Source organism: Actinomadura latina NBRC 106108 (assembly GCF_001552195.1).
GTDB classification, from domain to species: Bacteria; Actinomycetota; Actinomycetes; order Streptosporangiales; family Streptosporangiaceae; genus Spirillospora; species Spirillospora latina.
This window is the reverse complement of sequence record NZ_BCQS01000003.1, coordinates 808,256-830,386: the sequence shown is the minus strand read 5'-3', so window position 1 is coordinate 830,386 and position 22,131 is coordinate 808,256. Positions and strand designations below refer to the sequence as shown.

37 protein-coding genes are annotated in these 22,131 nt (G+C 68.9%); 2 read left to right on the top strand and 35 right to left on the bottom strand.

Going from position 1 to position 22,131, the window contains the following annotated elements; genetic code table 11:
* Positions 1 to 31: 31 nt before the first annotated feature.
* The 8 genes from truA to infA all read right to left on the bottom strand — a co-directional run bounded on the left by truA (position 32) and on the right by infA (position 5,050).
* A complete protein-coding gene (gene truA / locus AL2_RS04775) occupies positions 32 to 910 on the bottom strand; it encodes a tRNA pseudouridine(38-40) synthase TruA (RefSeq protein ID WP_083945924.1) in 879 nt (292 codons plus the stop codon).
* Positions 911 to 1,178: 268 nt separating this feature from the next.
* Positions 1,179 to 1,697, bottom strand: a complete 519-nt coding sequence (rplQ, locus tag AL2_RS04770; RefSeq protein ID WP_067629446.1) for a 50S ribosomal protein L17 — start codon at positions 1,695 to 1,697, stop codon at positions 1,179 to 1,181.
* Positions 1,698 to 1,793: 96 nt separating this feature from the next.
* Positions 1,794 to 2,807: a DNA-directed RNA polymerase subunit alpha gene (locus tag AL2_RS04765; RefSeq protein WP_067629445.1), complete on the bottom strand. Its 1,014-nt coding sequence runs from the start codon at positions 2,805 to 2,807 to the stop codon at positions 1,794 to 1,796.
* A 106-nt stretch (positions 2,808 to 2,913) separates the two neighbouring features.
* Positions 2,914 to 3,540, bottom strand: a complete 627-nt coding sequence (gene rpsD, locus AL2_RS04760; RefSeq protein ID WP_067629443.1) for a 30S ribosomal protein S4 — start codon at positions 3,538 to 3,540, stop codon at positions 2,914 to 2,916.
* A gap of 20 nt (positions 3,541 to 3,560) precedes the next feature.
* Positions 3,561 to 3,962, bottom strand: a complete 402-nt coding sequence (gene rpsK / locus AL2_RS04755) for a 30S ribosomal protein S11 (protein WP_021596710.1) — start codon at positions 3,960 to 3,962, stop codon at positions 3,561 to 3,563.
* Between the two features lie 48 nt (positions 3,963 to 4,010).
* Positions 4,011 to 4,391, bottom strand: coding sequence for a 30S ribosomal protein S13 (gene rpsM / locus AL2_RS04750; RefSeq protein WP_067629442.1), 381 nt, complete (start codon positions 4,389 to 4,391; stop codon positions 4,011 to 4,013).
* Between the two features lie 258 nt (positions 4,392 to 4,649).
* Positions 4,650 to 4,763, bottom strand: a complete 114-nt coding sequence (rpmJ, locus tag AL2_RS04745; protein WP_021596712.1) for a 50S ribosomal protein L36 — start codon at positions 4,761 to 4,763, stop codon at positions 4,650 to 4,652.
* 65 nt (positions 4,764 to 4,828) lie between these two features.
* A complete protein-coding gene (gene infA / locus AL2_RS04740) occupies positions 4,829 to 5,050 on the bottom strand; it encodes a translation initiation factor IF-1 (RefSeq protein ID WP_067629441.1) in 222 nt (73 codons plus the stop codon).
* A 260-nt stretch (positions 5,051 to 5,310) separates the two neighbouring features.
* Here infA and AL2_RS04735 point away from each other — a divergent pair, with 260 nt between their 5' ends.
* Positions 5,311 to 5,922: a hypothetical protein gene (locus tag AL2_RS04735; protein ID WP_067629439.1), complete on the top strand. Its 612-nt coding sequence runs from the start codon at positions 5,311 to 5,313 to the stop codon at positions 5,920 to 5,922.
* Positions 5,923 to 5,925: 3 nt separating this feature from the next.
* Here AL2_RS04735 and AL2_RS04730 read toward each other — a convergent pair whose 3' ends face one another.
* Complete coding sequence (locus AL2_RS04730; RefSeq protein WP_067629437.1) at positions 5,926 to 6,549, bottom strand: GNAT family N-acetyltransferase; 624 nt, start codon at positions 6,547 to 6,549, stop codon at positions 5,926 to 5,928.
* Between the two features lie 209 nt (positions 6,550 to 6,758).
* On the opposite strand from AL2_RS04730, the gene AL2_RS04725 reads away from it, so the two are divergent.
* Positions 6,759 to 7,574 (top strand): phosphodiesterase, encoded by an 816-nt coding sequence (locus tag AL2_RS04725; RefSeq protein ID WP_067629434.1) that lies wholly within the window; start codon positions 6,759 to 6,761, stop codon positions 7,572 to 7,574.
* Between the two features lie 19 nt (positions 7,575 to 7,593).
* Here the strand turns inward: AL2_RS04725 and AL2_RS04720 are convergent, their stop codons facing one another.
* The 26 genes from AL2_RS04720 to tuf all read right to left on the bottom strand — a co-directional run bounded on the left by AL2_RS04720 (position 7,594) and on the right by tuf (position 22,118).
* Positions 7,594 to 8,040 carry a DUF1707 SHOCT-like domain-containing protein gene (locus AL2_RS04720; RefSeq protein WP_067629433.1) on the bottom strand — a complete coding sequence of 149 codons (447 nt, stop codon included), beginning with the start codon at positions 8,038 to 8,040 and terminating at the stop codon, positions 7,594 to 7,596.
* 14 nt (positions 8,041 to 8,054) lie between these two features.
* Complete coding sequence (map, locus tag AL2_RS04715; protein WP_067630349.1) at positions 8,055 to 8,894, bottom strand: type I methionyl aminopeptidase; 840 nt, start codon at positions 8,892 to 8,894, stop codon at positions 8,055 to 8,057.
* A 64-nt stretch (positions 8,895 to 8,958) separates the two neighbouring features.
* Positions 8,959 to 9,609: an adenylate kinase gene (locus AL2_RS04710; protein ID WP_067629428.1), complete on the bottom strand. Its 651-nt coding sequence runs from the start codon at positions 9,607 to 9,609 to the stop codon at positions 8,959 to 8,961.
* Positions 9,609 to 10,904: a preprotein translocase subunit SecY gene (secY, locus tag AL2_RS04705; protein ID WP_083946042.1), complete on the bottom strand. Its 1,296-nt coding sequence runs from the start codon at positions 10,902 to 10,904 to the stop codon at positions 9,609 to 9,611. The genes AL2_RS04710 and secY overlap by 1 nt, the downstream gene beginning before the upstream one ends.
* Positions 10,905 to 11,135: 231 nt before the next feature.
* Positions 11,136 to 11,615 (bottom strand): 50S ribosomal protein L15, encoded by a 480-nt coding sequence (gene rplO, locus AL2_RS04700; protein ID WP_067629427.1) that lies wholly within the window; start codon positions 11,613 to 11,615, stop codon positions 11,136 to 11,138.
* Position 11,616: 1 nt separating this feature from the next.
* On the bottom strand, positions 11,617 to 11,799 hold the full coding sequence (gene rpmD, locus AL2_RS04695) for a 50S ribosomal protein L30 (RefSeq protein WP_067629426.1): 183 nt from the start codon (positions 11,797 to 11,799) through the stop codon (positions 11,617 to 11,619).
* Positions 11,796 to 12,416, bottom strand: coding sequence for a 30S ribosomal protein S5 (gene rpsE, locus AL2_RS04690; protein WP_067629418.1), 621 nt, complete (start codon positions 12,414 to 12,416; stop codon positions 11,796 to 11,798). Before rpsE ends, rpmD begins: the two co-directional genes overlap by 4 nt.
* Positions 12,417 to 12,465: 49 nt before the next feature.
* The gene (gene rplR, locus AL2_RS04685; protein ID WP_067629417.1) at positions 12,466 to 12,852 is read right to left on the bottom strand and encodes a 50S ribosomal protein L18; all 387 of its coding nucleotides are present in this window, start codon (positions 12,850 to 12,852) and stop codon (positions 12,466 to 12,468) included.
* Positions 12,853 to 12,854: 2 nt separating this feature from the next.
* Positions 12,855 to 13,391 (bottom strand): 50S ribosomal protein L6, encoded by a 537-nt coding sequence (gene rplF, locus AL2_RS04680; protein WP_067629415.1) that lies wholly within the window; start codon positions 13,389 to 13,391, stop codon positions 12,855 to 12,857.
* A gap of 16 nt (positions 13,392 to 13,407) precedes the next feature.
* The gene (gene rpsH, locus AL2_RS04675; protein ID WP_067454634.1) at positions 13,408 to 13,806 is read right to left on the bottom strand and encodes a 30S ribosomal protein S8; all 399 of its coding nucleotides are present in this window, start codon (positions 13,804 to 13,806) and stop codon (positions 13,408 to 13,410) included.
* Between the two features lie 146 nt (positions 13,807 to 13,952).
* Entirely contained in the window at positions 13,953 to 14,138 is a 186-nt protein-coding gene (locus AL2_RS04670) for a type Z 30S ribosomal protein S14 (protein ID WP_018657585.1), read from the bottom strand.
* 2 nt (positions 14,139 to 14,140) lie between these two features.
* The gene (gene rplE, locus AL2_RS04665; RefSeq protein ID WP_067629413.1) at positions 14,141 to 14,716 is read right to left on the bottom strand and encodes a 50S ribosomal protein L5; all 576 of its coding nucleotides are present in this window, start codon (positions 14,714 to 14,716) and stop codon (positions 14,141 to 14,143) included.
* 5 nt (positions 14,717 to 14,721) lie between these two features.
* Positions 14,722 to 15,030: a 50S ribosomal protein L24 gene (rplX, locus tag AL2_RS04660; protein WP_067629409.1), complete on the bottom strand. Its 309-nt coding sequence runs from the start codon at positions 15,028 to 15,030 to the stop codon at positions 14,722 to 14,724.
* A complete protein-coding gene (gene rplN / locus AL2_RS04655; protein ID WP_067629407.1) occupies positions 15,030 to 15,398 on the bottom strand; it encodes a 50S ribosomal protein L14 in 369 nt (122 codons plus the stop codon). Before rplN ends, rplX begins: the two co-directional genes overlap by 1 nt.
* A gap of 97 nt (positions 15,399 to 15,495) precedes the next feature.
* Entirely contained in the window at positions 15,496 to 15,768 is a 273-nt protein-coding gene (gene rpsQ / locus AL2_RS04650) for a 30S ribosomal protein S17 (protein ID WP_067629405.1), read from the bottom strand.
* On the bottom strand, positions 15,765 to 16,007 hold the full coding sequence (gene rpmC / locus AL2_RS04645; RefSeq protein ID WP_067629403.1) for a 50S ribosomal protein L29: 243 nt from the start codon (positions 16,005 to 16,007) through the stop codon (positions 15,765 to 15,767). Before rpmC ends, rpsQ begins: the two co-directional genes overlap by 4 nt.
* Positions 16,007 to 16,426 (bottom strand): 50S ribosomal protein L16, encoded by a 420-nt coding sequence (rplP, locus tag AL2_RS04640; protein WP_067629401.1) that lies wholly within the window; start codon positions 16,424 to 16,426, stop codon positions 16,007 to 16,009. Before rplP ends, rpmC begins: the two co-directional genes overlap by 1 nt.
* A 7-nt stretch (positions 16,427 to 16,433) precedes the next feature.
* Entirely contained in the window at positions 16,434 to 17,315 is an 882-nt protein-coding gene (gene rpsC / locus AL2_RS04635; protein ID WP_067629399.1) for a 30S ribosomal protein S3, read from the bottom strand.
* Positions 17,315 to 17,698, bottom strand: coding sequence for a 50S ribosomal protein L22 (gene rplV, locus AL2_RS04630; protein ID WP_067629397.1), 384 nt, complete (start codon positions 17,696 to 17,698; stop codon positions 17,315 to 17,317). The genes rpsC and rplV overlap by 1 nt, the downstream gene beginning before the upstream one ends.
* A gap of 37 nt (positions 17,699 to 17,735) precedes the next feature.
* On the bottom strand, positions 17,736 to 18,017 hold the full coding sequence (rpsS, locus tag AL2_RS04625) for a 30S ribosomal protein S19 (RefSeq protein WP_067629394.1): 282 nt from the start codon (positions 18,015 to 18,017) through the stop codon (positions 17,736 to 17,738).
* A gap of 12 nt (positions 18,018 to 18,029) precedes the next feature.
* Positions 18,030 to 18,863 (bottom strand): 50S ribosomal protein L2, encoded by an 834-nt coding sequence (gene rplB / locus AL2_RS04620; protein WP_067629392.1) that lies wholly within the window; start codon positions 18,861 to 18,863, stop codon positions 18,030 to 18,032.
* Positions 18,864 to 18,905: 42 nt separating this feature from the next.
* Complete coding sequence (gene rplW / locus AL2_RS04615; protein WP_067629391.1) at positions 18,906 to 19,205, bottom strand: 50S ribosomal protein L23; 300 nt, start codon at positions 19,203 to 19,205, stop codon at positions 18,906 to 18,908.
* A gap of 14 nt (positions 19,206 to 19,219) precedes the next feature.
* The gene (rplD, locus tag AL2_RS04610) at positions 19,220 to 19,846 is read right to left on the bottom strand and encodes a 50S ribosomal protein L4 (protein WP_067629389.1); all 627 of its coding nucleotides are present in this window, start codon (positions 19,844 to 19,846) and stop codon (positions 19,220 to 19,222) included.
* Positions 19,843 to 20,493 carry a 50S ribosomal protein L3 gene (rplC, locus tag AL2_RS04605; RefSeq protein ID WP_067629387.1) on the bottom strand — a complete coding sequence of 217 codons (651 nt, stop codon included), beginning with the start codon at positions 20,491 to 20,493 and terminating at the stop codon, positions 19,843 to 19,845. The genes rplD and rplC overlap by 4 nt, the downstream gene beginning before the upstream one ends.
* Positions 20,494 to 20,507: 14 nt before the next feature.
* Positions 20,508 to 20,816, bottom strand: a complete 309-nt coding sequence (gene rpsJ, locus AL2_RS04600; protein WP_018657599.1) for a 30S ribosomal protein S10 — start codon at positions 20,814 to 20,816, stop codon at positions 20,508 to 20,510.
* A gap of 108 nt (positions 20,817 to 20,924) precedes the next feature.
* Positions 20,925 to 22,118: an elongation factor Tu gene (gene tuf / locus AL2_RS04595; protein WP_067629385.1), complete on the bottom strand. Its 1,194-nt coding sequence runs from the start codon at positions 22,116 to 22,118 to the stop codon at positions 20,925 to 20,927.
* Between the last annotated feature and the right edge of the window lie 13 nt (positions 22,119 to 22,131).

Genomic DNA, 22,131 nt, shown 5'->3' with positions numbered 1-22,131 from the left:
CCCCGCCGGGGGAGCCGCGGTCGTCACGCGCCTAGGCCGTCCCCTGCTGGGACGAGGCGGGCTGCTGCTCGACGGCGGCGGTGGCGTTGAGGGTCCGGACGCGGCGGGTCTCCTGGGCGCGCCTGGCCAGGCTGTCGTCGTCGGGGTAGCGGATCTCCTCCAGCGACAGCCCGTGCGCGGGCGCCACGTTCACGGCCGAGTCGCGGACGCGGGCGGCGAGCACCTCGGCGGGCCACTCCACGTCGCGGCGGCCGTCCCCCACCATGAGCAGGGCGCCGACCAGCGCGCGGACCATCGAGTGGCAGAAAGCGTCGGCCTCCACGGTCGCCAGCGCCAGATGCGGGTCGCGGTCGTCGCGGGCCCACTCGTAGCGCAGCAGCTCGCGGATCGTCGTCGCGCCCTCCCGCTTCCGGCAGTACGCGGCGAAGTCCGCCTCTCCGACCAGGCGCCGCGTGGCGTCGTTCATGCGGGACAGGTTCAGCGGACGCGGATGCCACAGCACGTCGTGGCGGCGCAGCGGCTCCACCCCGACGGGGTTGTCGCACACCCGGTACACGTACCGGCGCGCCAGCGCGGAGAACCGCGCGTCGAACCCCTCGGGCGCGATCGACACGCGCCACACCCGCACGTCCGGCGGCAGCAGCCCGGCGAGCCGGCGCGGCATCGTTCCGTTGATCGCCGAGTACGCCGCGACCGGCACCACCAGGTGCGCGACCTGGCCGCGTGCGTGGACGCCCGCGTCGGTGCGGCCGGCGACGGTGAGCATGGGCGGCGGGTCGAGGCGCAGCATGCGCGCCAGCGCGTCCTCGATGACGCCCTGGACGGTCCGCTGGTTCGGCTGTCTCGCCCAGCCCGCGAAGCCCGACCCGTCATAGCCGATGTCGAGCCGGAGTCGTACCAGAGCGGTCATGTCAGCCGAATTGTCCTTCTGCGTCACTGCCTGTTCCGTTCCACCCTGAGCCGGCCCGCTCGATGGGCACTCCCCTGACACGCTCCCCGGTGAATCGCCGCCCGCCTGACCTGACCATGGATCAAGTCTCGCAAAGATGAGGGCCCGCCGTCCCGAGGCAGACGGCGGGCCCTCCCAATCATGTCGGCCGAGACCCTTAATGGAATGGCCAAGGGGTCGCTCACCCCCGCGTGCGCGGTGATGAGCGGGCCCCTGGACGACCGGCGTTCTACTTGGCGTCGCCCTCGTTGTCCTTGGCGTCCGCGGCCGCGGTGTCCTCGGCCTTGGCCTCGGGCTCGTCGGCGGCGGCCTTGCTGAGGGTGACCTCGCCCTCGGCGGGGAGCTCCGCCTCGCTGACCTTCGGCGCCTTCCCGCCCGTGGCGGCCGCCATCGGCTCCGCCACCAGTTCGATGACCGCCATGGGGGCGTTGTCCCCCTTGCGCGGGCCGATCTTGGTGATGCGGGTGTAGCCGCCGGGGCGGGTCTCGAAGCTCGGCGCGATCTCGGTGAAGAGCGTGTGGATGACGCTCTTGTCGCGGATCGTCTTGGCCACCAGGCGGCGGTTGTGCAGGTCTCCCCGCTTGGCCTTGGTGATCAGCTTCTCCGCCAGCGGACGCAGCCGCCGGGCCTTGGCCTCGGTGGTGGTGATGCGGCCGTGCTCGAACAGCGCCGTCGCCAGGTTCGCCAGGATCAGCTTCTGGTGCGCGGCGCTGCCGCCGAGGCGGGCGCCCTTGGTGGGCTGAGGCATCGTGGTGTCCTTCCTGCACCGGCCGTGTCAGGTACCGGTGTCAGCTGGTTCCGCGACGGCCGGGGAACGCGCCCCCGGCCGTCCGGAATCGGGTTTCTAGTACTGCTCGGTCTCGGCGTAGCTCGTGTCGTCGTCGCCGTAGTTGTCCGCCGCCGCGCTCGGGTCGAACCCGGGCGGGGAGTCCTTCAGCGACAGGCCCATGTCGTTGAGCTTCTGCTTGACCTCTTCGATCGACTTGGCGCCGAAGTTGCGGATGTCGAGCAGGTCCTGCTCGGAGCGGGCGACGAGCTCGCCCACCGAGTGGATGCCCTCGCGCTTCAGGCAGTTGTAGGAGCGGACCGTGAGGTTCAGCTCCTCGATCGGCAGGGCCAGGTCCGCGGCGAGCGCGGCGTCCGTCGGGGACGGGCCCATGTCGATGCCCTCGGCCTCGACGTTGAGCTCCCGGGCCAGGCCGAACAGCTCGACCAGGGTCTTGCCGGCGGACGCGACCGCGTCGCGCGGCAGCATCGACTGCTTGGTCTCCACGTCCAGGATGAGGCGGTCGAAGTCGGTGCGCTGCTCGACTCGGGTCGCCTCGACCTTGTAGGTGACCTTCAGCACGGGCGAGTAGATGGAGTCGATCGGGATCCGGCCGATCTCCTGGCCCGGCTGCTTGTTCTGCGCGGCGGAGACGTAGCCGCGGCCGCGCTCGACCGTCAGCTCCATCTCCAGCTTGGCCTTGTTGTTCAGCGTGGCGATGTGCAGGTCCGGGTTGTGGACCTCGACGCCCGCCGGCGGCGCGATGTCGGCCGCGGTCACCTCGCCCGGGCCCTGCTTGCGCAGGTACATGACCACGGGCTCGTCGTGCTCGGACGAGACGACGAGCTCCTTGAGGTTCAGGATGACGTCGGTGACGTCCTCCTTGACCCCGGGCACGGTGGAGAACTCGTGCAGGACGCCCTCGATGCGGATGCTGGTGACGGCCGCACCGGGAATCGAGGAGAGTAGCGTGCGACGCAGCGAGTTGCCGATCGTGTAGCCGAAGCCCGGCTCCAGCGGCTCGATGGTGAACCGCGACCGGTACTCGTCGACCTGCTCTTCGGTGAGAGTGGGACGCTGAGCAATGAGCATGGTGGTGCCTTCTTTCCGCGGTGCCCGCTATTTGACGACCGCGTTCTGGAGTGTTCCCCGTCTCGCCGGGATCCCACGCGGGGACCCCGGCGAGACGGCGTGCGCCCTACTTGGAGTAGAGCTCGACGATCAGCTGCTCCTGGACGGGAGCTTCGATCTGCTGCCGGACGGGCAGCGAGTGCACGAGGATCCGCATCTTCTCGCCGTCCACCCCGAGCCACGCCGGGACGGGACGCTCGCCGATCTCGGCCTTCGCGACCTGGAACGGCGTCGACTCCATCGACTTGGGCTTGACGTCGATGATGTCGGCCTCGCTCACCAGCGCCGACGGGATGTTGACCTTCTTCCCGTTGACCCGGATGTGGCCGTGGCGGATGAGCTGGCGGGCCATGTCGCGGGACTTGGCGAAGCCTCCGCGGTAGACCACGTTGTCGAGCCGGCGCTCCAGGAGGGCGAGCAGGTTGTCACCCGTCTTGCCCTGCTGGCGGTTCGCCTCGACGTAGTAGTTGTGGAACTGCCGCTCCAGGACGCCGTAGATGCGCCGCGCCTTCTGCTTCTCGCGAAGCTGCAGCAGGTACTCGGTCTCCTTGGGCCGACCGCGGCCGTGCTCACCCGGCGGGTAGGGACGGATCTCGATCGGGCACTTGGGGCCCATGCACTTGCTGCCCTTGAGGAACAGCTTCATCTTCTCGCGGCGGCAGAGCTTGCAGTCCGCACCGGTGTAACGAGCCATTGTTCTAGATCTCCCCTGCCTCAGACCCGGCGACGCTTCGGCGGGCGGCAGCCGTTGTGCGGAACGGGCGTGACGTCCTGGATCGAGCCCACCTCCAGGCCGGTCGCCTGCAGCGACCGGATGGCGGTCTCGCGGCCCGAGCCCGGGCCCTTCACGAAGACGTCGACCTTGCGCATGCCGTGCTCCATCGCGCGCCGGGCGGCGGCCTCGGCGGCCTGCTGCGCGGCGAACGGGGTGGACTTGCGCGAGCCCTTGAACCCGACGTGGCCCGAGGAGGCCCAGGAGATCACGTTGCCGTTGGGGTCGGTGATCGAGACGATCGTGTTGTTGAACGTGCTCTTGATGTGGGCGTGCCCGTGAGCGACGTTCTTCTTTTCCTTGCGGCGCACCTTCTTGGCGCCGACACGGCTCTTAGGAGGCATGTGCTCTCTCTACTCTTGAGGTCATCGATCCGGAGGACCGACTCCGGACTACTTCTTGCCGGCCTTCTTCTTGCCGGCCACGGTCTTCTTCTTGCCCTTGCGGGTGCGCGCGTTGGTCTGCGTGCGCTGACCGTGCACCGGAAGCCCGCGGCGGTGCCGGATGCCCTGGTAGCACCCGATCTCGATCTTGCGGCGGATGTCGGCCTGGACCTCGCGGCGGAGGTCGCCCTCGATCTTGTAGTTGGCCTCGATCCAGTCCCGCAGCTTGATCAGCTCGTCGTCGCCGAGCTGGTGCACCCGCATGTCGCCGCTGACGCCGGTACCCGCCAGGGTCTCCAGCGCCCGCGTCCGGCCGATGCCGAAGATGTAGGTGAGAGCGACCTCGAGGCGCTTTTCGCGCGGGAGGTCAACGCCGAGGAGGCGTGCCATCGTGGGCAGTTCCCTTCATTCTGCGGAGGTATGGACGCACCGCGTCCGCACACACCCTGCCCGGGTGGCGGCCTCGGCCTCCGACGATCCGAGGGTGGTCCTCACGCGCCGTTGCCGTACGGCCCGATCTCCGGGGTCCGGGGGTCGCCCCCGGGTGGACACCGGTCCCTGGGAGGGAAGCTCTGCTTCCGACCCGGGTGATCGCGCTGCGTACGGCGTGCGTGTGAAGGCTGCGGTGCGCTTGTCGGTTGTTGAGCGTCAGCCCTGACGCTGCTTGTGGCGCGGGTCCGAGCAGATGACCATGACCCGGCCGTGCCGGCGAATGACGCGGCACTTGTTGCAGATCTTCTTGACGCTCGGCTTGACCTTCACTGGGTCTCCTAGAGATAAGGGTCACCCCCGCGCCGCCACGCACGGGGAAGGCAACCCCAGTGGGATTACTTGTAGCGGTAGACGATCCGACCGCGCGTGAGGTCGTAGGGGCTCAGCTCCACAACAACGCGGTCGTCCGGCAGGATCCGGATGTAGTGCATCCGCATCTTGCCGCTGATGTGGGCGAGCACCTTGTGCCCGTTCTCGAGCTCCACCCGGAACATGGCGTTCGGGAGGGACTCGATGACGGTGCCCTCGATCTCGATGGCCCCTTCTTTCTTGGGCATGTCCTCCGCGCTTCGCTGATCGGCTCATTGGACGCGGCCCGGCTCTCCAGAGGAGAATCGGCCGCAACCCACCACGACGCGAGAGCGTCGGAAACGGGGAATCAGGCGGCCGGCGACGGACCGACACAGGAGTCTACGTCAACCGGACGCGCAATGCGAAATCGGCGGACGCCACGGGTCCGGAGACTGCTCCCGACACAAGCATACATCGCCCGCGCGTTGTACCTTTCCAGGAGTAGAGACGTCAGAGGAGGGTCAGCATGCCGAGCTATGACTTCGCGCTGATCCTCAGCCGTCCCCTCTACGAGGACGAGCTGGACCCGCTGTTCGACCGCACGCACGGCGCGGTCACGGTGTCGATCATCAGCGAGGCGCAGCACGCCGACCGTACTCCAGCCCCCGCCCACCACCATCCAAACGACGAGCTCCGCTCGGCCGACCGGCTGGGCAACGCGTCCTGCTCGTGGACGGGCGCCACCCTCGCCGCCGCGATCATGGAAGTGGTCGGGCACGTCGAGGAGAGCGCCCCCGGCCTGCACGTGCTGCAGGTCGAGGCCGACCTGCTGCTGACCATCCGCGACATCGCCGAACGGGTGGGCCGCTCGCTCGACTCCGTCCGGCACGCGATCACCGGCGCGCGCGGCGCGACCGGCTTCCCGCCCTCGGAGATGTCCACCGCCGGGCACCGGCTGTGGCGCTGGTCGAAGGTGGCCGCCTGGTACGGGCTGGACGACCCGCAGCTCGTCGAGGCCAAGCCGACCGTCCAGGCGATCAACGGCTGGCTCGCCCTCCGCGACGTCGTCCCCGACATCGCCCCGGCCCCCGAGGAGGTCACCTCGGCGCTCTCCCTCGTGATCCCGCACGTCGCCTGAACGTCACCAGCCGGACGGGCACCAGGCCGGGTTCGGCTCGACGTTCGCGAACCAGGCGGACGGGATGACGCGGCCGTCCGGGAGGCGATGCGTCTCCGGGCCGGGGACGGGGTCGAGGCCGGCCCGCCACAGCGAACGGACGCTCGCCACGTTCTCCGGCTCCGCGCCGGCCCGGACCTCGGTGAAGTGCAGGTGCCGCTGCGCGAGCACGAGGCCCGCGGTGAACAGTTCGGCGCCGAGCCCGCGGCCGCGGTAGGCGGGGGCCAGGTTGCCGCCCAGCTCGCAGACCTCGGCCGACAGCGGCAGCAGGCTGACGGCCCCGGCGGCCGTGCCGCGGTCGGGATCGATGGCGATCAGGCCGGTCTGGATGCGCGGGCTCGGCAGCCCGAACCGGCCCCGGCCGCGGCCGGCGGGCGCGGCGAGGAGGCGCTCGCGCTCGTCCGGCGGGAGCACCGCGTCCGGCCGCCAGCCGAGCCACCGCTGCGCCGCCGGGTCGCCGGCGGTGGCGGCGATGCGGCGCAGATCCGACCGGGTCGCCGAGCGGAAGACCAGCCGCGGGGTCAGGATCACGTGCCCGCCGCCGGCGCAGCCGCGGACGACCCTGTGCGACCGCTGCCGCATCGCCATGCGCGCCCTCCCGCCGTGATCCACCGTGATCCGCTGTGATCCGCCGCCGAGCAAGGTAGCGGGCGGACGCGCGGGACGGAAGACGCCCGTAATGTCGTTATCCACGGAGCGGAGTCGACAGCCGGGCGGGCGGACGCGAAGATCGTCGGGGGCACGGCCGGGGTACCCGGCACGGGGGCCGTGATGTGCTGGGGGCAAGGGGAGGATCCATGGCGATCATCGCGCAGCTGAGCGACATCCATCTGGCGGCCGGGCGGGACGGCGAGGTGGACGACGGCTCGGGGCCGGTGCGCGCGCTGCGGTCCGCCGTGTCGAGCCTGCTGTCGCTGCCCGCGCGCCCCGACGCGGTCGTCCTCACCGGCGACCTCGCCGACGCGGGCCGGCCCGCCGAGTACACGCGGCTGCACGCGCTGCTGTCGCCGCTGCCGATGGCCGTCTACCCGATGTGCGGCAACCACGACGACCGCGACGAGATGCGGAAGGTGTTCGGCGACCATCCCGCGGTCGCGGCGACCGCGACGGCCCCGCGGGCGCCCGTGCAGTACGCCGTCGACGTCGCGGGCGTGCGGCTGATCTGCTGCGACACCACCGTGGACGGCCACCCGCACGGGCACATGAGCGAGGAACGGCTCCGCTGGCTGGAGGAGGTCCTCCGCGCGGCCCCCGACACGCCGACGGTGATCGCGACGCATCATCCGCCGTATCCGATCGGGATGCGGTTCATCGACGACCTGCGGTTCGTCGACCCGGCCGGGTTCGCGGCGGTGATCTCCCGGCACCCGCAGGTGGTGCGGATCATCTCCGGGCACGTCCACCGGGCGTCGGTCGGGTCGCTCGCCGGACGAGTGAGCACGACCTGCCCGAGCACCTACCGGCAGCTGTTCCTCGACCTGACCAAGCAGGGGCGCGCCGCCGTCACCGGGGAGCCCGCCGGCTTCGCCCTCCACCTCATCGGCGAGGACGGCACCGCCACCACGCACTTCGCCCCGACCGGCAACTACCGGCCGCTCATGGACGTCGAGTAGGGGCCCGGCCGGAGAGGGCTCAGCGGTCGCCGTCCCGGTCGCCGAAGATCGTGCGCATCAGCAGGATCGCGCCCCACGGGCCCGCCACCCAGATCCACCACGGGTAGACCGCACCGGTCGTCACCAGGACGATCAGCCAGACGGTGAAGTTGATCGCGCTGACCGTCGCCCACGCGCCCCACATGGCCTTCATGCCGCGCACGTCGAGATCGCGGGACGGGACCTTGGCCACGGACGCGGTGCTCTTCGGCTGCGTCGCCGGGACGGGCAGCTGGTACAGGTCCTCCTCCGGCAGATCGGAGGTGATCTCCTGCAGCTCCCCGACGGTCTTCGCCCCGTACACCGAGTCGACCCGCTCCTGCAGCTCGTCCATCGTGATCCGGCCGAGCGCGCAGTGCTCGCGCAGGCTCGCGGCCACCCGGTCGCGGTCGGCGTCCGACGCCCGGATGTCAGGGTTCGGCGCCATCGTTCCTCCGCTCCTCAGGACGAGTTGTCAGTTCCATTCTGCGTGGCCGGACCCAGCTTCTGGAACCATTCGCGGCCTTCGTCCAGTGCGGTCAGGACGCGCGGGCCGTCCGGCGTGACGGCGAACGTGTGCTCGAAGTGCGCCGAGTAGCGCCCGTCGGCCGTCACGACCGTCCAGCCGTCGTCCAGTTCCCGGGTCTCCTTGGTGCCGAGGTTCACCATCGGCTCGACCGCGAAGCACATTCCCGGCTCCAGGACGGGGCCGTACCCGGCCGGGCCGTGGTTCGGGATCAGCGGGTCCATGTGCATCTCGGTGCCGATGCCGTGCCCGCCGTAGCCCTCGACGATCCCGTAGGGCCCCTGAGAGCGGATGTAAGCCTCGATCGCGTGCGACATGTCCGTGAGGCAGGCTCCGGCCCTGCCGGCCGCGAGACCGTGCCACAGGGACGCCTCGGTGACGTCCAGCAGCGTCCGCAGCTCCTCGGTGATCTCCCCGACCGGGACGGTGATGGCGGCGTCGCCGTGCCAGCCCGCCACGATCGCGCCGCAGTCGATGGAGATGACGTCGCCGTCCCGCAGCACCTTCCCGGCCCGCGGGATGCCGTGCACGATCTCCTCGTTGATCGACGCGCAGATCGTCCCGGTGAACCCGTGGTAGCCCTTGAAGGACGGGATACCGCCGTTGTCGCGGATGTGCCGTTCGGCGAGCGTGTCGAGGTCCAGGGTGGTGATCCCCGGCTTGACCGCCTCGCGCAGCAGCTCCAGCGTCCGGCCGACGAGCAGCCCCGCCGCCCGCATCAGCTCGATCTGCTCCGCGGTCTTCATCTGGATGGTGGGCCTGCGCCGTTTGAACATCATTCCCCCTGCACCGGGTCGGCCGCCGGGCGGGCGCGGAGCCGCAGGCCCCGCGCCCGCGCCGTCACTGCTCCAGCGGGCGCAGCGCGGCGAGCGCGCGCTTGGTGACCTCTTCGACCGGGCCCGTGGCGTCGATGCCGACGAGAATGTTCTCGTCGGCGTAGAACTGCACCAGCGGGGCCGTGTCGTGCTTGTAGACCTCCAGGCGGTGCATGACGACCTGTTCCTTGTCGTCGTCGCGCTGGAACAGGTGACCGCCGCAGTCGTCGCAGATGTCGTCCTGCTTGTCGTCGAAGTCGACGTGCCAGATCCGCCCGCACTTGTCGCAGGTGCGCCGGCCCGACAGCCGCCGGACGACCTCGTCCTCGTCGACCACCAGCTCCAGGACGATGTCGAGGCGCGTGTCCCACTCGGCGAGGATCTTCTTCAGCGTCTCCGCCTGCGGGACGTTGCGCGGGAACCCGTCCAGCAGGAACCCGTCGCGGGCGTCGTCCTCACCCAGCCGGTCGCGCACCATCGCGATGGTGACCTCGTCCGGGACGAGGTCGCCGCGGTCCATGTACTGCTTGGCCTGGAGGCCGAGTTCCGTCCCGCCGCTGACGTTGGCGCGAAAGATGTCACCTGTCGAGATCTTCGGGACCGACAGATGAGATGCGATGAACTGGGCCTGCGTCCCCTTGCCCGCTCCCGGGGGGCCCACCAGCACGATACGCACTACCGGAGGAAGCCCTCGTAGTTGCGCTGCTGCAGCTGACTCTCGATCTGCTTCACGGTATCCAGTCCGACGCCGACGACGATGAGGATGCTCGCGCCGCCGAAGGGGAAGTCCTGGCCGGCCTTGAGGAGTGCGAAGGCCACCATGGGGATCAGCGACACGAGCCCCAGGTAGAGCGCACCGGGTGTGGTGATCCGGGTCAGCACGAAGTCGAGGTATTCGGCGGTCGGCCGACCAGGACGGATACCTGGGATGAACCCACCATACTTCTTCATGTTGTCGGCCACTTCAGTGGGGTTGAAGGTGATCGCCACGTAGAAGTACGTGAAGAAGATGATCAGGACGAAGTAGAACCCCATGTGCCACGCGTTGCTCGGCTGCAGGTACGGCTGGATCTTCTGCAGCCACTTGGTGTTGGGCCACAGCTGGGTCGCCAGGATCGGCAGGTAGAGCAGCGACGACGCGAAGATGATCGGGATGATGCCGGCCTGGTTCACCTTCAGCGGGATGTACGTCGACGTGCCGCCGTACATGCGCCTGCCGACCATCCGCTTGGCGTACTGGACGGGGATCCGCCGCTGCGCCTGCTCCACGAAGACGACGGCCGCCATGATCGCCAGGCCGACGAGGACCACGATCGCGAAGACGAAGCCGTTCTTGGCCTTGTAGATGCCCCAGAACTGGCCGGGGAAGACCGCCACCACCTGGGTGAAGATCAGGACGGACATGCCGTTGCCGACGCCGCGGTCGGTCATCAGCTCGCCCAGCCACATGATGACGGTCGTGCCCGCCACCATGCAGACCACCATCGTGATGATCGGGAAGATGCTCGTGTCATGGAGGATGTCGCCGCTGCCGGACACGCCCTGGAACAGCTGCCCGGTGCTCGCCATCGCCACGATGCCCGTGGCCTGCAGGATCGCCAGGCCCACCGTCAGGTAACGGGTGTACTGTGTGATCTTCGTCGTGCCGGCCTGGCCCTCCTTCTTCAGGGCCTCCAGCCGGGGGATCACCACCACCAGCAGCTGCAGGATGATGCTCGCCGTGATGTACGGCATGATGCCCAGCGCGAAGACCGACAGCTTGAGAAGCGCACCACCGCTGAACAGGTCGACGAGGCCGTAGAGCTGGTTGCTCTCCTTGGCCGCGGCCGCGGTGTCCTTCAGCACCTTCACGTTCACGTTCGGTGTCGGAACGATCGATCCGATCCGGAACACCAAGATCATGAACAACGTGAACAGAATCTTTTTACGCAGGTCAGGCGTACGGAAAGCCCGAGCGAACGCGGTCAGCACCATTCCTCCTGCGCGACTGGCGGGTTCATCATGGCCACCGAGGGGCCGGTTACAGGTCCATGAGGTCGGGCGGAGGATACCCGAGGAGATGCGTAAGTGCGCAATCTCACGCGAGTCGCCTTCGCCCGTGTGACTCTAACAGCAGATGACGCCGGGGCCGTCCCGCCTTTCCCGGAGACCTCACGGTCCCGGGCGTCAGGCGAGTACGGCCCCGGCATCGAAGTGGGCTTCTTACAGCTCGTCGGTGGTTCCACCGGCCGCCGCGATCTTCTCCTTGGCGGCGCCGGAGAAGGCGTGCGCCTTCACCTGGACCGCGACGGAGATGTCGCCGGTGCCGAGGACCTTGACCGGACGGCCGCGGCGCACCGCGCCCTTGGCCGCCAGATCGTCCGCCGTGACCTCGCCGCCCTCGGGGTAGAGCGCGGCGAGCTTGTCCAGGTTCACGACCTGGAACTCGACCCGGTTCGGGTTCTTGAAGCCCTTCAGCTTCGGCACCCGGCGGATGAGCGGCATCTGGCCGCCCTCGAAACCGACGGGGACGGTACTGCGGGCCTTGGTGCCCTTGGTGCCGCGGCCGGCGGTCTTGCCCTTGGACGCCTCGCCGCGGCCCTTGCGGACCTTGGCCTTGTTGGAGCCGGGGGCCGGACGCAGGTCGTGCACCTTGAGGGGCGTGCCCTCCGCGGCGTCGCCGCTCTTCTCGAGATCAGCCATGTCAGTCGACCTCCTCGACGGTGACCAGGTGCGCCACCGTCCGGATCATGCCGCGCACCTCGGGGCGGTCTTCGCGGACCACGGTCTGCCCGATCTTCTTCAGGCCGAGGGTGCGCAGCGTGTCACGCTGGTTCTGCTTCTCGCTGATCACGGACTTCTTCTGCGTGATCTTCAGATTGCTCACGACGACGCGGCCTCCGCCCTGGGCTCGCTGCCCGCGGCGCGCGCGCGCAGCATGGCCGCCGGGGCGACGTCCTCGATCGGCAGGCCGCGCTTGGCCGCGATCTCCTCCGGACGCTTCAGGGCCTTCAGCCCCGCGATCGTCGCGTGCACGATGTTGATCGCGTTGTCGCTGCCCAGCGACTTGCTCAGCACGTCGTGGATGCCGGCGGCCTCCAGCACCGCGCGCACCGGGCCACCGGCGATGACACCGGTACCGGGGCTGGCCGGACGCAGCAGGACCTCGCCCGCCGCGTCCCGCGCCTGCACCAGGTGCGGGATGGTGCCCTGGATCCGCGGCACCTTGAAGAAGTGCTTCTTGGCCTCTTCGACGCCCTTGGCGATCGCCGCGGGCACCTCCTTGGCCTTGCCGTAGCCGACGCCGACGGTGCCGTTGCCGTCACCGACGATCACCAGGGCGGTGAAGCTGAAGCGACGCCCGCCCTTGACGACCTTGGCGACACGGTTGATCGCCACGACCTTCTCGATGTACGACTGGCCCTTGTCGGCGCCACCGCGGCGGTCGTCGCGGCGATCGCGACGGTCGCCACCCTGACCGCCACCACGCCTCTGCGCTGCCATCAGTGGTTCCTTCCATTAAAGCTGCTGGGTGGGGGCTGGAGGACGGTCATCAGAGCTGCAGGCCCCCCTCGCGCGCACCGTCCGCTACAGCGGCGATGCGGCCGTGGTACTTGTTGCCGCCGCGGTCGAACACGACCGCGTGGACACCGGCCTCCTGGGCCCGCCGGGCGACGAGCTCGCCGACCTTGCGGGACTTGGCCGTCTTGTCGCCGGAGTCGGCGCGCAGGTCCGCCTCCATCGTCGACGCGCTGGCCAGCGTGTGGCCCTTGTCGTCGTCGATGACCTGGACGAACACGTGCCTGCTGGAGCGGGTCACGACCAGGCGAGGCCGCGCGGCGCTGCCCACGACCTTCTTCCGGACCCGCAGGTGCCGGCGCTTGCGGGACTTGGCCCGCGCCGACGTGGCCTTCGCGGCCAGGGTCTTGGTGCCTGCCATGACTACTTACCAGCCTTTCCGACCTTGCGGCGGATCTGCTCGCCCTCGTAACGCACGCCCTTGCCCTTGTACGGGTCGGGCTTGCGCAGCTTGCGGATGCGGGCGGCGATCTCGCCGACGAGCTGCTTGTCGATGCCCTCGACGGTCAGCTGCGTCGGCCTCTCGACGGTGAGCTTGATGCCGTCCGGCGCTTCGAACGGGATCGGGTGGCTGTACCCGAGCGAGAACTCGACGTTCTGGCCCTTCGCCACCACCCGGTAGCCGACGCCCTGGATGACCAGGGTCTTCTTGTAGCCGTCGGTGACCCCGACGACCATGTTGTTGATCAGCGTCCGGGTGAGCCCGTGCAGCCCGCGCACCTTGTTGATGTCGTTCGGCCGGGTGACGACGATCCTGCCGTCCTCCTGGCTGACCTCGATGGGCTCGGCGACCGTGTGCGACAGCGTGCCCTTCGGCCCCTTGACGGTGACCTCCCGGCCGTCGAGGCTGACCTCGACGCCGCTCGGCACGGCGATGGGGAGACGTCCAATACGAGACATTGTTAGGTACCTCCCCTCACCAGACGTAGGCGAGGACTTCCCCGCCCACGCCGCGCTTGCCCGCCTGACGGTCGGTCATCAGACCGGAGGACGTCGAGATGATCGCGACGCCCAGTCCGCCCAGGACCTTCGGCAGGTTGTCCTTCTTCGCGTACACGCGCAGACCCGGCTTCGAGACGCGCTTGATGCCGGCGATCGAACGCTCACGGGTCGGGCCGAACTTGAGCTCGATGTTGAGCTTCTTGCCGACCTCGGCGTCCTCCACGCTCCAGCCCGAGATGTAGCCCTCCTGCTGGAGGATCTCGGCGATGTGCGCCTTGATCTTCGAGTACGGCATCGCCACCTGGTCGTGGTACGCCGAATTCGCATTGCGCAGACGCGTCAGCATGTCTGCGATCGGGTCGGTCATCGTCATGGCCTACTGGCCCTCCCTCGCCACGGTTTCCTCGGGTTGATGCGGCCCGTGGACCTTTGGCGCGGTCGTGGGCGCCCTCTCGGGCTCCCGGTTGGTCATTACAGGCCGGTGTCCCGTCCCCCGGGGTCGTCCCCCGGGGGACGCGGTCACCAGCTGGACTTCGTGATGCCGGGCAGCTCGCCGCGGTGGGCCATCTCCCGGAAGCACACACGGCACAGGCCGAACTTCCGGTAGACGGAACGCGGGCGCCCGCAGCGCGAGCACCGAGTGTACGCGCGCACACCGAACTTCGGCTTCCGCGCCGCCTTGGCGATCAGCGACTTCTTCGCCATGCTCAGCTCTCCTTGAAGGGGAAGCCCAGGAGCTTGAGCAGCGCCCGGCCCTCGTCGTCGGTCTTCGCGCTCGTCACGACCGTGATGTCCATGCCCCGCGAGCGGTCGATCTTGTCCGGGTCGACCTCGTGGAACATGACCTGCTCAGTCAGCCCGAAGGTGTAGTTGCCATTGCCGTCGAACTGCTTCGGCGACAGGCCGCGGAAGTCGCGGATGCGGGGCAGCGCGGTGGCGAGCAGCCGGTCCAGGAACTCCCACATGCGGTCGCCGCGCAGCGTGGCGTGCGCGCCGATCGGCATGCCCTCGCGCAGCTTGAACTGCGCGATGGACTTGCGGGCCCGGTTGACCGCCGGCTTCTGGCCGGTGATCAGCGACAGGTCGCGGACGGCGCCCTCGATCAGCTTGGCGTCCTTGGCCGCGTCGCCGACGCCCATGTTGACCACGATCTTGGTCAGCGTGGGAATCTGCATGACGTTGGCGTAGCCGAACTGCTCGCGCATCTGCCCCGCGATCTCCTCGCGGTAGCGGACCTTGAGGCGCGGCGTCGGGACGGGACGCTCTGTGGTGGTCTCGGTCATCGGTCTCAGATCTCCTTACCGCTGCGGCGCGAGATCCGGACCTTCGTGCCGTCCTCGTTGATGCGGTAACCGACCCGGACCGGCTTGCCGTCCTCGACGATCGCGACGTTGCTGACGTGCAGCGGCGCCTCGACAGTGACGCGGCCGCTTTCCTTGCCGGCGCGCTGCTGGTCGGCCTTGATGTTCTTGGTGATGAGGTTGACGCCCTCGACGACGACGCGCTCCGCGCGCGGGTCGACGCGCAGGACCTTGCCCGTCGCGCCCTTGTCCTTGCCGGCGAGGACGATGACCTCGTCGCCCTTGCGGATCTTCATCAGAGCACCTCCGGCGCGAGCGAGATGATGCGCATGAACTTCTTCTCGCGCAGTTCGCGGCCCACCGGGCCGAAGATACGGGTGCCGCGGGGGTCGCCGCCGTCCCGGATCAGGACGGCGGCGTTCTCGTCGAAGCGGATGTAGGAGCCGTCCGGGCGCCGGCGCTCCTTGCGGGTGCGCACGACGACCGCCTTGACGACGTCACCCTTCTTCACGCCCGCGCCGGGAAGGGCGTCCTTCACCGTCGCGACGATGATGTCGCCGACTCCCGCGTAGCGCCGACCCGAGCCGCCGAGAACCCGGATGCAAAGGATCTCCTTCGCACCCGTGTTGTCGGCGACCTTGAGTCGCGACTCCTGCTGGATCACGTCAACTCCTGTTCGTCACACCGGTTCTGCACCGGACGTCGTCCGGCCAGCCTGGTGGAACCAGTCATGTACAGTGCGGGGCTCGCGCCCCGCGGGCCTACTTGGCCTTCTCGAGGATCTCCACCACGCGCCACCGCTTGGTGGCCGACAGCGGACGGGTCTCCATGAGCCGGACGCGGTCGCCCACGCCGCACTCGTTGCCCTCGTCGTGCGCCTTGTAGTTCTTCGTGCGGCGGATCACCTTGTGGTACCTGCGGTGGGTCACCCGGTCCTCGACGGACACGACCACGGTCTTGTCCATCTTGTCGCTGACCACGAGACCCTCAAGGACCTTGCGGCTGCTCCGCTTCTCCGTCTGCTGCTCGGTCATTCGTTGCCCTCCGCGGCGTCCTCGGCGACCGTGACGATGCCGAGCTCGCGCTCGCGCATCACTGTGTAGATGCGAGCGATCTCGCGCTTCACGGTGCGCAGGCGCCCGTGGCTCTCAAGCTGGCCGGTCGCGGCCTGGAAGCGGAGGTTGAACAGCTCCTCCTTGGCTTCCTTCAGCTTGGTGACCAGGACGTCCTCGGGCTCGGTCCGCAGGTCGTCGGCGGCAAGACCCTTGGCCATCAGGACTCACCCACCTCTCGCTTAACAATCTTGCACTTCATCGGGAGCTTGTGGATCGCGCGCGTGAGGGCCTCCCGGGCGATCCGCTCGTCCGGGTAGGAGATCTCGAAGAGCACGCGGCCCGGCTTCACGTTGGCCACCCACCACTCGACGGAGCCCTTGCCGGAACCCATGCGGGTCTCGGCGGGCTTCTTGGTCAGCGGACGGTCCGGGAAGATGTTGATCCAGACCTTGCCGCCACGCTTGATGTGACGGGTCATCGCGATACGCGCGGCCTCGATCTGCCGGTTCGTCACGTACGCGCTCTCGACGGCCTGGATGCCGTACTCGCCGAACGTCACCCTCGTGCCGCCCTTGGCCATGCCACGGCGCCTCGGGTGGTGCTGCTTGCGGTGCTTGACCTTGCGAGGGATCAGCATCGGTTACTCAGCTCCCCTCACCCTGCGGAGCAGCCTCGGCCGCCGGGGCCGGCTGCTCGGAACCCTGCTGCTGCTTCGGCTCGGCGCCGCCGCGGCCACCGCGGTCGCCGCCGCGCTCGCCGCCGGCACCGCCGCGTCCGCCACGACCGCCGCGGCCGCCGCCACGGCGCTCGCCGCCGCCGCCACCGCGACGCTCACGGCCGCCGCCGCCACCGCCGCCGGCCGCGCGCTGCTGCGCGGCCTTCTGCTCGCGCTCGGCGCGCGTCGCCGCGGCCTCGCCCTTGTAGATCCACACCTTGACGCCGATGCGGCCGAACGTCGTCCGGGCCTCGTAGAAGCCGTAGTCGATGTCGGCGCGCAGCGTGTGCAGCGGGACCTGGCCCTCGCGGTAGAACTCCGACCGCGACATCTCGGCGCCGCCGAGGCGGCCGCCGCACTGCACCTTGATGCCCTTGGCGCCCGACTTCATCGCGGACTGGATCGCCTTGCGCATGGCGCGGCGGAACGCGACGCGGCTGGACAGCTGCTCGGCCACGCCCTGCGCGACGAGCTGCGCGTCGATCTCGGGGTTCTTGACCTCGAGGATGTTCAGCCGGACCTGCTTGCCGGTCAGCTTCTCCAGGTCCCCCCGGAGGCGCTCGGCCTCGGCGCCGCGGCGGCCGATGACGATGCCCGGCCGGGCGGTGTGGATGTTGACCTCGACACGGTCACGGGTCCGCTCGATCTCCACCTTGGAGATGCCCGCCCGGTCCATGCCCTTCTGCAGCATGCGCCGGATCTGGACGTCTTCCTTGACGTAGTCCTTGTAGAGCTTGTCGGCGAACCACACGGACTTGTGGTCGGTGGTGATGCCGAGCCGGAACCCGTGCGGGTTGATCTTCTGACCCACTACCGGGCCCTCCTCGTCTTCTTACCGCCGCCCGACGCGGAAACCGCGTCGTCCCGCGACTCCACGACCACCGTGATGTGGCTCGTGCGCTTGTTGATGCGGTAAGCCCGGCCCTGGGCGCGGGGGCGGAAACGCTTGAGCGTCGGCCCCTCGTCCACCCACGCACGGCTCACGACGAGCGCGTCCGAGTCGAGCTTGAAGTTGTGCTCGGCGTTGGCGATGGCACTCGCCAGCACCTTGCCCACCGGCTCACTAGCAGCCTGGGGGGCGAACCGCAGCACCGCCTGAGCCTCCGCGGCAGGCAGGCCGCGGATGAGGTCCACCACGCGGCGGGCCTTCCTGGGCGTGACGCGGATGTACCGCGCCTGGGCCCTGGCTTCCATCGCTGATCCTCTCCGTACGATCTACTGCTCTGCCTGCTCAGCCTCGGCGGCTGCGGCGGTCTTCCTTGACGTGGCTGCGGAACGTCCGCGTCGGCGCGAACTCGCCGAGCTTGTGTCCCACCATCGAGTCGGTGATGAACACCGGCACGTGCTTGCGGCCGTCGTGCACGGCGATCGTGTGACCGATCATGTCCGGCACGATCATGGAGCGCCGCGACCACGTCTTGATGACGTTCTTGGTGCCCTTCTCATTCTGGACGTCGACCTTCTTCTGAAGGTGGTCGTCCACGAACGGGCCCTTCTTAAGGCTACGTGGCATGACGAGCGACTCCTACCGCTTCTTCTTGCTGCGACGACGGACGATCAGCCGGTCGCTCGACTTGTTCGCCTGGCGAGTGCGGCCTTCCTTCTTGCCGGCGGGGTTCACCGGGTGGCGGCCACCGGAGGTCTTGCCCTCACCACCACCGTGCGGGTGGTCGATCGGGTTCATGGCGACACCGCGGACGGTCGGGCGCTTGCCCTTCCACCGCATCCGGCCGGCCTTGCCCCAGTTGATGTTCGACTGCTCGGCGTTGCCGACCTCGCCGACCGTCGCGCGGCACCGCACGTCCACCATCCGCATCTCGCCGGAGGGCATGCGCAGCGTGGCGTACTTGCCCTCCTTGGCCAGCAGCTGGACGCCGGCGCCCGCACTGCGGGCGATCTTGGCGCCGCCGCCGGGGCGCAGCTCGATGGCGTGCACGACCGTACCGGTCGGGATGTTGCGCAGCGGCATGCAGTTGCCCGGCTTGATGTCCGCGCCCGCGCCGTTCTCCACCCGGTCGCCCTGCTTGAGTCCGCGCGGGGCGAGGATGTAGCGCTTCTCGCCGTCCACGTAGTGCAGCAGCGCGATCCGCGCGGTGCGGTTCGGGTCGTACTCGATGTGCGCGACCTTGGCCGGCACACCGTCCTTGTCGTGCCGGCGGAAGTCGATCACGCGGTAGGCGCGCTTGTGCCCGCCGCCCTGGTGCCGGGTGGTGATGCGGCCGTGGTTGTTGCGGCCGCCCTTCTTGGGGAGCGGACGCAGCAGCGACTTCTCCGGCTCGTCGCGCGTGACCTCGACGAAGTCGGCCACGCTGGAGCCGCGACGCCCTGGAGTCGTCGGCTTGTAGTTACGGATGCCCATCTTTTTCGTTCATCCCTTTATCTGCTCCGGAGCCTCGGCCGGTTAGGCCGGGCCGCCGAAGATGTCGATCCGCTCGCCCTCGGCCAGGCTGACGATGGCTCGCTTGCTGTCCTTGCGCTTGCCGTAACCGAACCGGGTGCGCTTGCGCTTGCCCTGCCGGTTGAGCGTGTTCACGTTCGTCACCTTGACGCCGAACACGGCCTGGACGGCCTGCTTGATCTGCGTCTTGTTGGCGTCCGGGCGGACGATGAACGTGTACTTGTTCTCGTCCAGCAGCCCGTAGCTCTTCTCCGAGACGACCGGCGCGATGATGATGTCGCGGGGGTCGGCGATCTTGTTCATGGGTGCGACCCTCCTTACTTCTTCGCCGCGCGCGAGATGAACTCGTCGTAGGCCGTCTTCGTGAAGACGACGACGTCGTTCACCAGCACGTCGTAGGTGTTGAGCTGGTCGGAGACGAGAACGTGCACGCTCGGCTCGTTGCGCAGGCTCTTCCAGGTCAGCTCGTCCTCGCGGTCCAGGACCAGGAGGACGCGCTTGGCCTCGGTGCCCGCTCCGTGCGCATCGGCAAGCACCGTGCGCAGGGCCTTCACTGCCGTCTTCGTCTTCGGGGTGTCGCCCTCGATGATGCTGTCGACCACGTGCACCCTGCCGTAGCGGGCGCGGTCGGACAGGGCGCCGCGCAGCGCGGCCGCCTTCATCTTCTTGGGCGTCTTCTGCGAGTAGTCCCGCGGCTGCGGGCCGTGCACGGTGCCGCCGCCGGCGAACTGGGGCGCGCGGATCGAGCCCTGGCGGGCGCGGCCGGTGCCCTTCTGCCGGTACGGCTTCTTGCCGCCGCCGCGGACGTCGCCGCGGGTCTTGGTGGAGTGCGTGCCCTGGCGCGCGGCGGCCAGCTGCGCCACCACGACCTGGTGGATCAGCGGCACGCTGGTCTTCGCGTCGAAGACCTCGGCGGGCAGGTCGATGTCGAGCTTGGAGGTCACTTGCCCGTCCCCTTCACTGCGTCGCGGACCAGCACCACGCCGCCGTTGGGACCGGGAACCGCGCCCTTGATGAGCAGCAGGTTCTTCTCCGCGTCGATGGCGTGGACGGTCAGGTTCTGCACGGTGGTACGGGCGTTGCCGTGCCGTCCCGCCATGCGGAGGCCCTTGAAGACGCGACCGGGGGTCGCGCAGCCGCCGATCGAACCCGGGGAGCGGTGCTTGCGCTGGGTGCCGTGCGAAGCGCTGAGGCCCTTGAACCCGTGGCGCTTCATGACACCGGCGGTGCCCTTGCCCTTGCTCGTCCCGGTCACGTCGATCTTCTGGCCGGCCTCGAAGACGTCGGCGGTGATCTCCTGGCCGAGTTCGTACTCGGTGGTGTCGTCGGCCCGCAGTTCGACGAGGTAGCGGCGCGGCGTCACGCCGGCCTTCTCGAAGTGACCCGCGCGCGGCTTGTTCACCTTGCGGGGGTCGATCTGCCCGAACCCGAGCTGGACGGCGGTGTAGCCGTCGTTCTCCTGGGTGCGGAGCTGGGTCACGACACACGGCCCGGCCTGGACGACGGTCACCGGAACGATCCGGCCCTCATCGTCGAAGACCTGGGTCATGCCGAGCTTCTCGCCCAGGACGCCCTTCCTCTGCGTACTCATTCTCGGTGCGTCCCTCAGAGCTTGATCTCGATGTCAACGCCGGCCGGCAGGTCGAGCCGCATCAGCGAGTCGACCGTCTTGGGCGTCGGGTCGATGATGTCGATCAACCGCTTGTGCGTGCGCATCTCGAAGTGCTCGCGGCTGTCCTTGTACTTGTGCGGCGAGCGGATGACGCAGTACACGTTCTTCTCGGTCGGCAGCGGCACCGGGCCCGCGACCTTGGCGCCCGTCCGCGTCACCGTCTCAACGATCTTCTTCGCGGAGGTGTCGATGACCTCGTGGTCGTAGGCCTTGAGCCGGATGCGGATCTTCTGTCCCGCCATGGTGGCCTCGGTGTCCTTTGCTGTAGTGCCGCTGTTTACTTCATGGTCGTGACGCGGCGGCCCAGTTGCCGGGGTCCCGGCGGCTGGGCCGCCGCGTTACGAGGGGTGTTACTTGATGACCTTGGTGACGCGACCGGCGCCGACCGTCCGGCCACCCTCGCGGATGGCGAACTTCAGGCCCTCCTCCATGGCGACGGGCTGGATCAGCTCGACGCGCATCTCGGTGTTGTCGCCCGGCATGACCATCTCGGTGCCCTCGGGGAGGTTCACCACGCCGGTGACGTCCGTGGTCCGGAAGTAGAACTGCGGACGGTAGTTGTTGAAGAACGGCGTGTGCCGGCCGCCCTCGTCCTTGGACAGGATGTAGACCTGCGCCTCGAACTCGGTGTGCGGGGTGTTGGTGCCCGGCTTGATGACGCACTGGCCGCGCTCGACGTCCTCGCGCTTGATGCCGCGCAGGAGCAGGCCGACGTTGTCGCCCGCCTGGCCCTGGTCGAGCAGCTTGCGGAACATCTCGACACCGGTGACGGTGGTCGAGGTGGACTCGGGCTTGATGCCGATGATGTCCACGGTCTCGTTGACGTTGACGACACCGCGCTCGATGCGGCCGGTCACGACGGTGCCGCGGCCGGTGATCGAGAAGACGTCCTCGATCGGCATCAGGAACGGCTTCTCGGTGTCGCGCACCGGCTCCGGCACGTTCTCGTCGACGGCGTTCATGAGCTCGACGATGGACTCGGCCCACTTCTCGTCGCCCTGCAGCGCCTGGAAGGCGGACACGCGGATGACGGGAAGGTCGTCGCCCGGGAACTCGTACTCGGAGAGCAGCTCGCGGACCTCGAGCTCGACGAGCTCCAGGATCTCCTCGTCGTCCACCATGTCGCACTTGTTCAGCGCGACGACGATGTAGGGGACGCCGACCTGGCGGGCCAGGAGCACGTGCTCCTTGGTCTGCGGCATCGGGCCGTCGGTGGCGGCGACCACCAGGATGGCGCCGTCCATCTGCGCCGCACCGGTGATCATGTTCTTGATGTAGTCGGCGTGCCCCGGGCAGTCCACGTGCGCGTAGTGCCGGGCCTCGGTCTGGTACTCGACGTGCGCGATCGAGATCGTGATGCCGCGCTCGCGCTCCTCCGGCGCCTTGTCGATGTCCTCGAACGGCGTGAAGGGGTTGAGGTCCGGGTACTTGTCGTGGAGCACCTTGGTGATCGCCGCGGTAAGGGTGGTCTTACCGTGGTCGATGTGTCCAATGGTGCCGATGTTCACGTGCGGCTTCGTCCGCTCGAACTTGGCCTTCGCCACTGGTTGCTCCTTG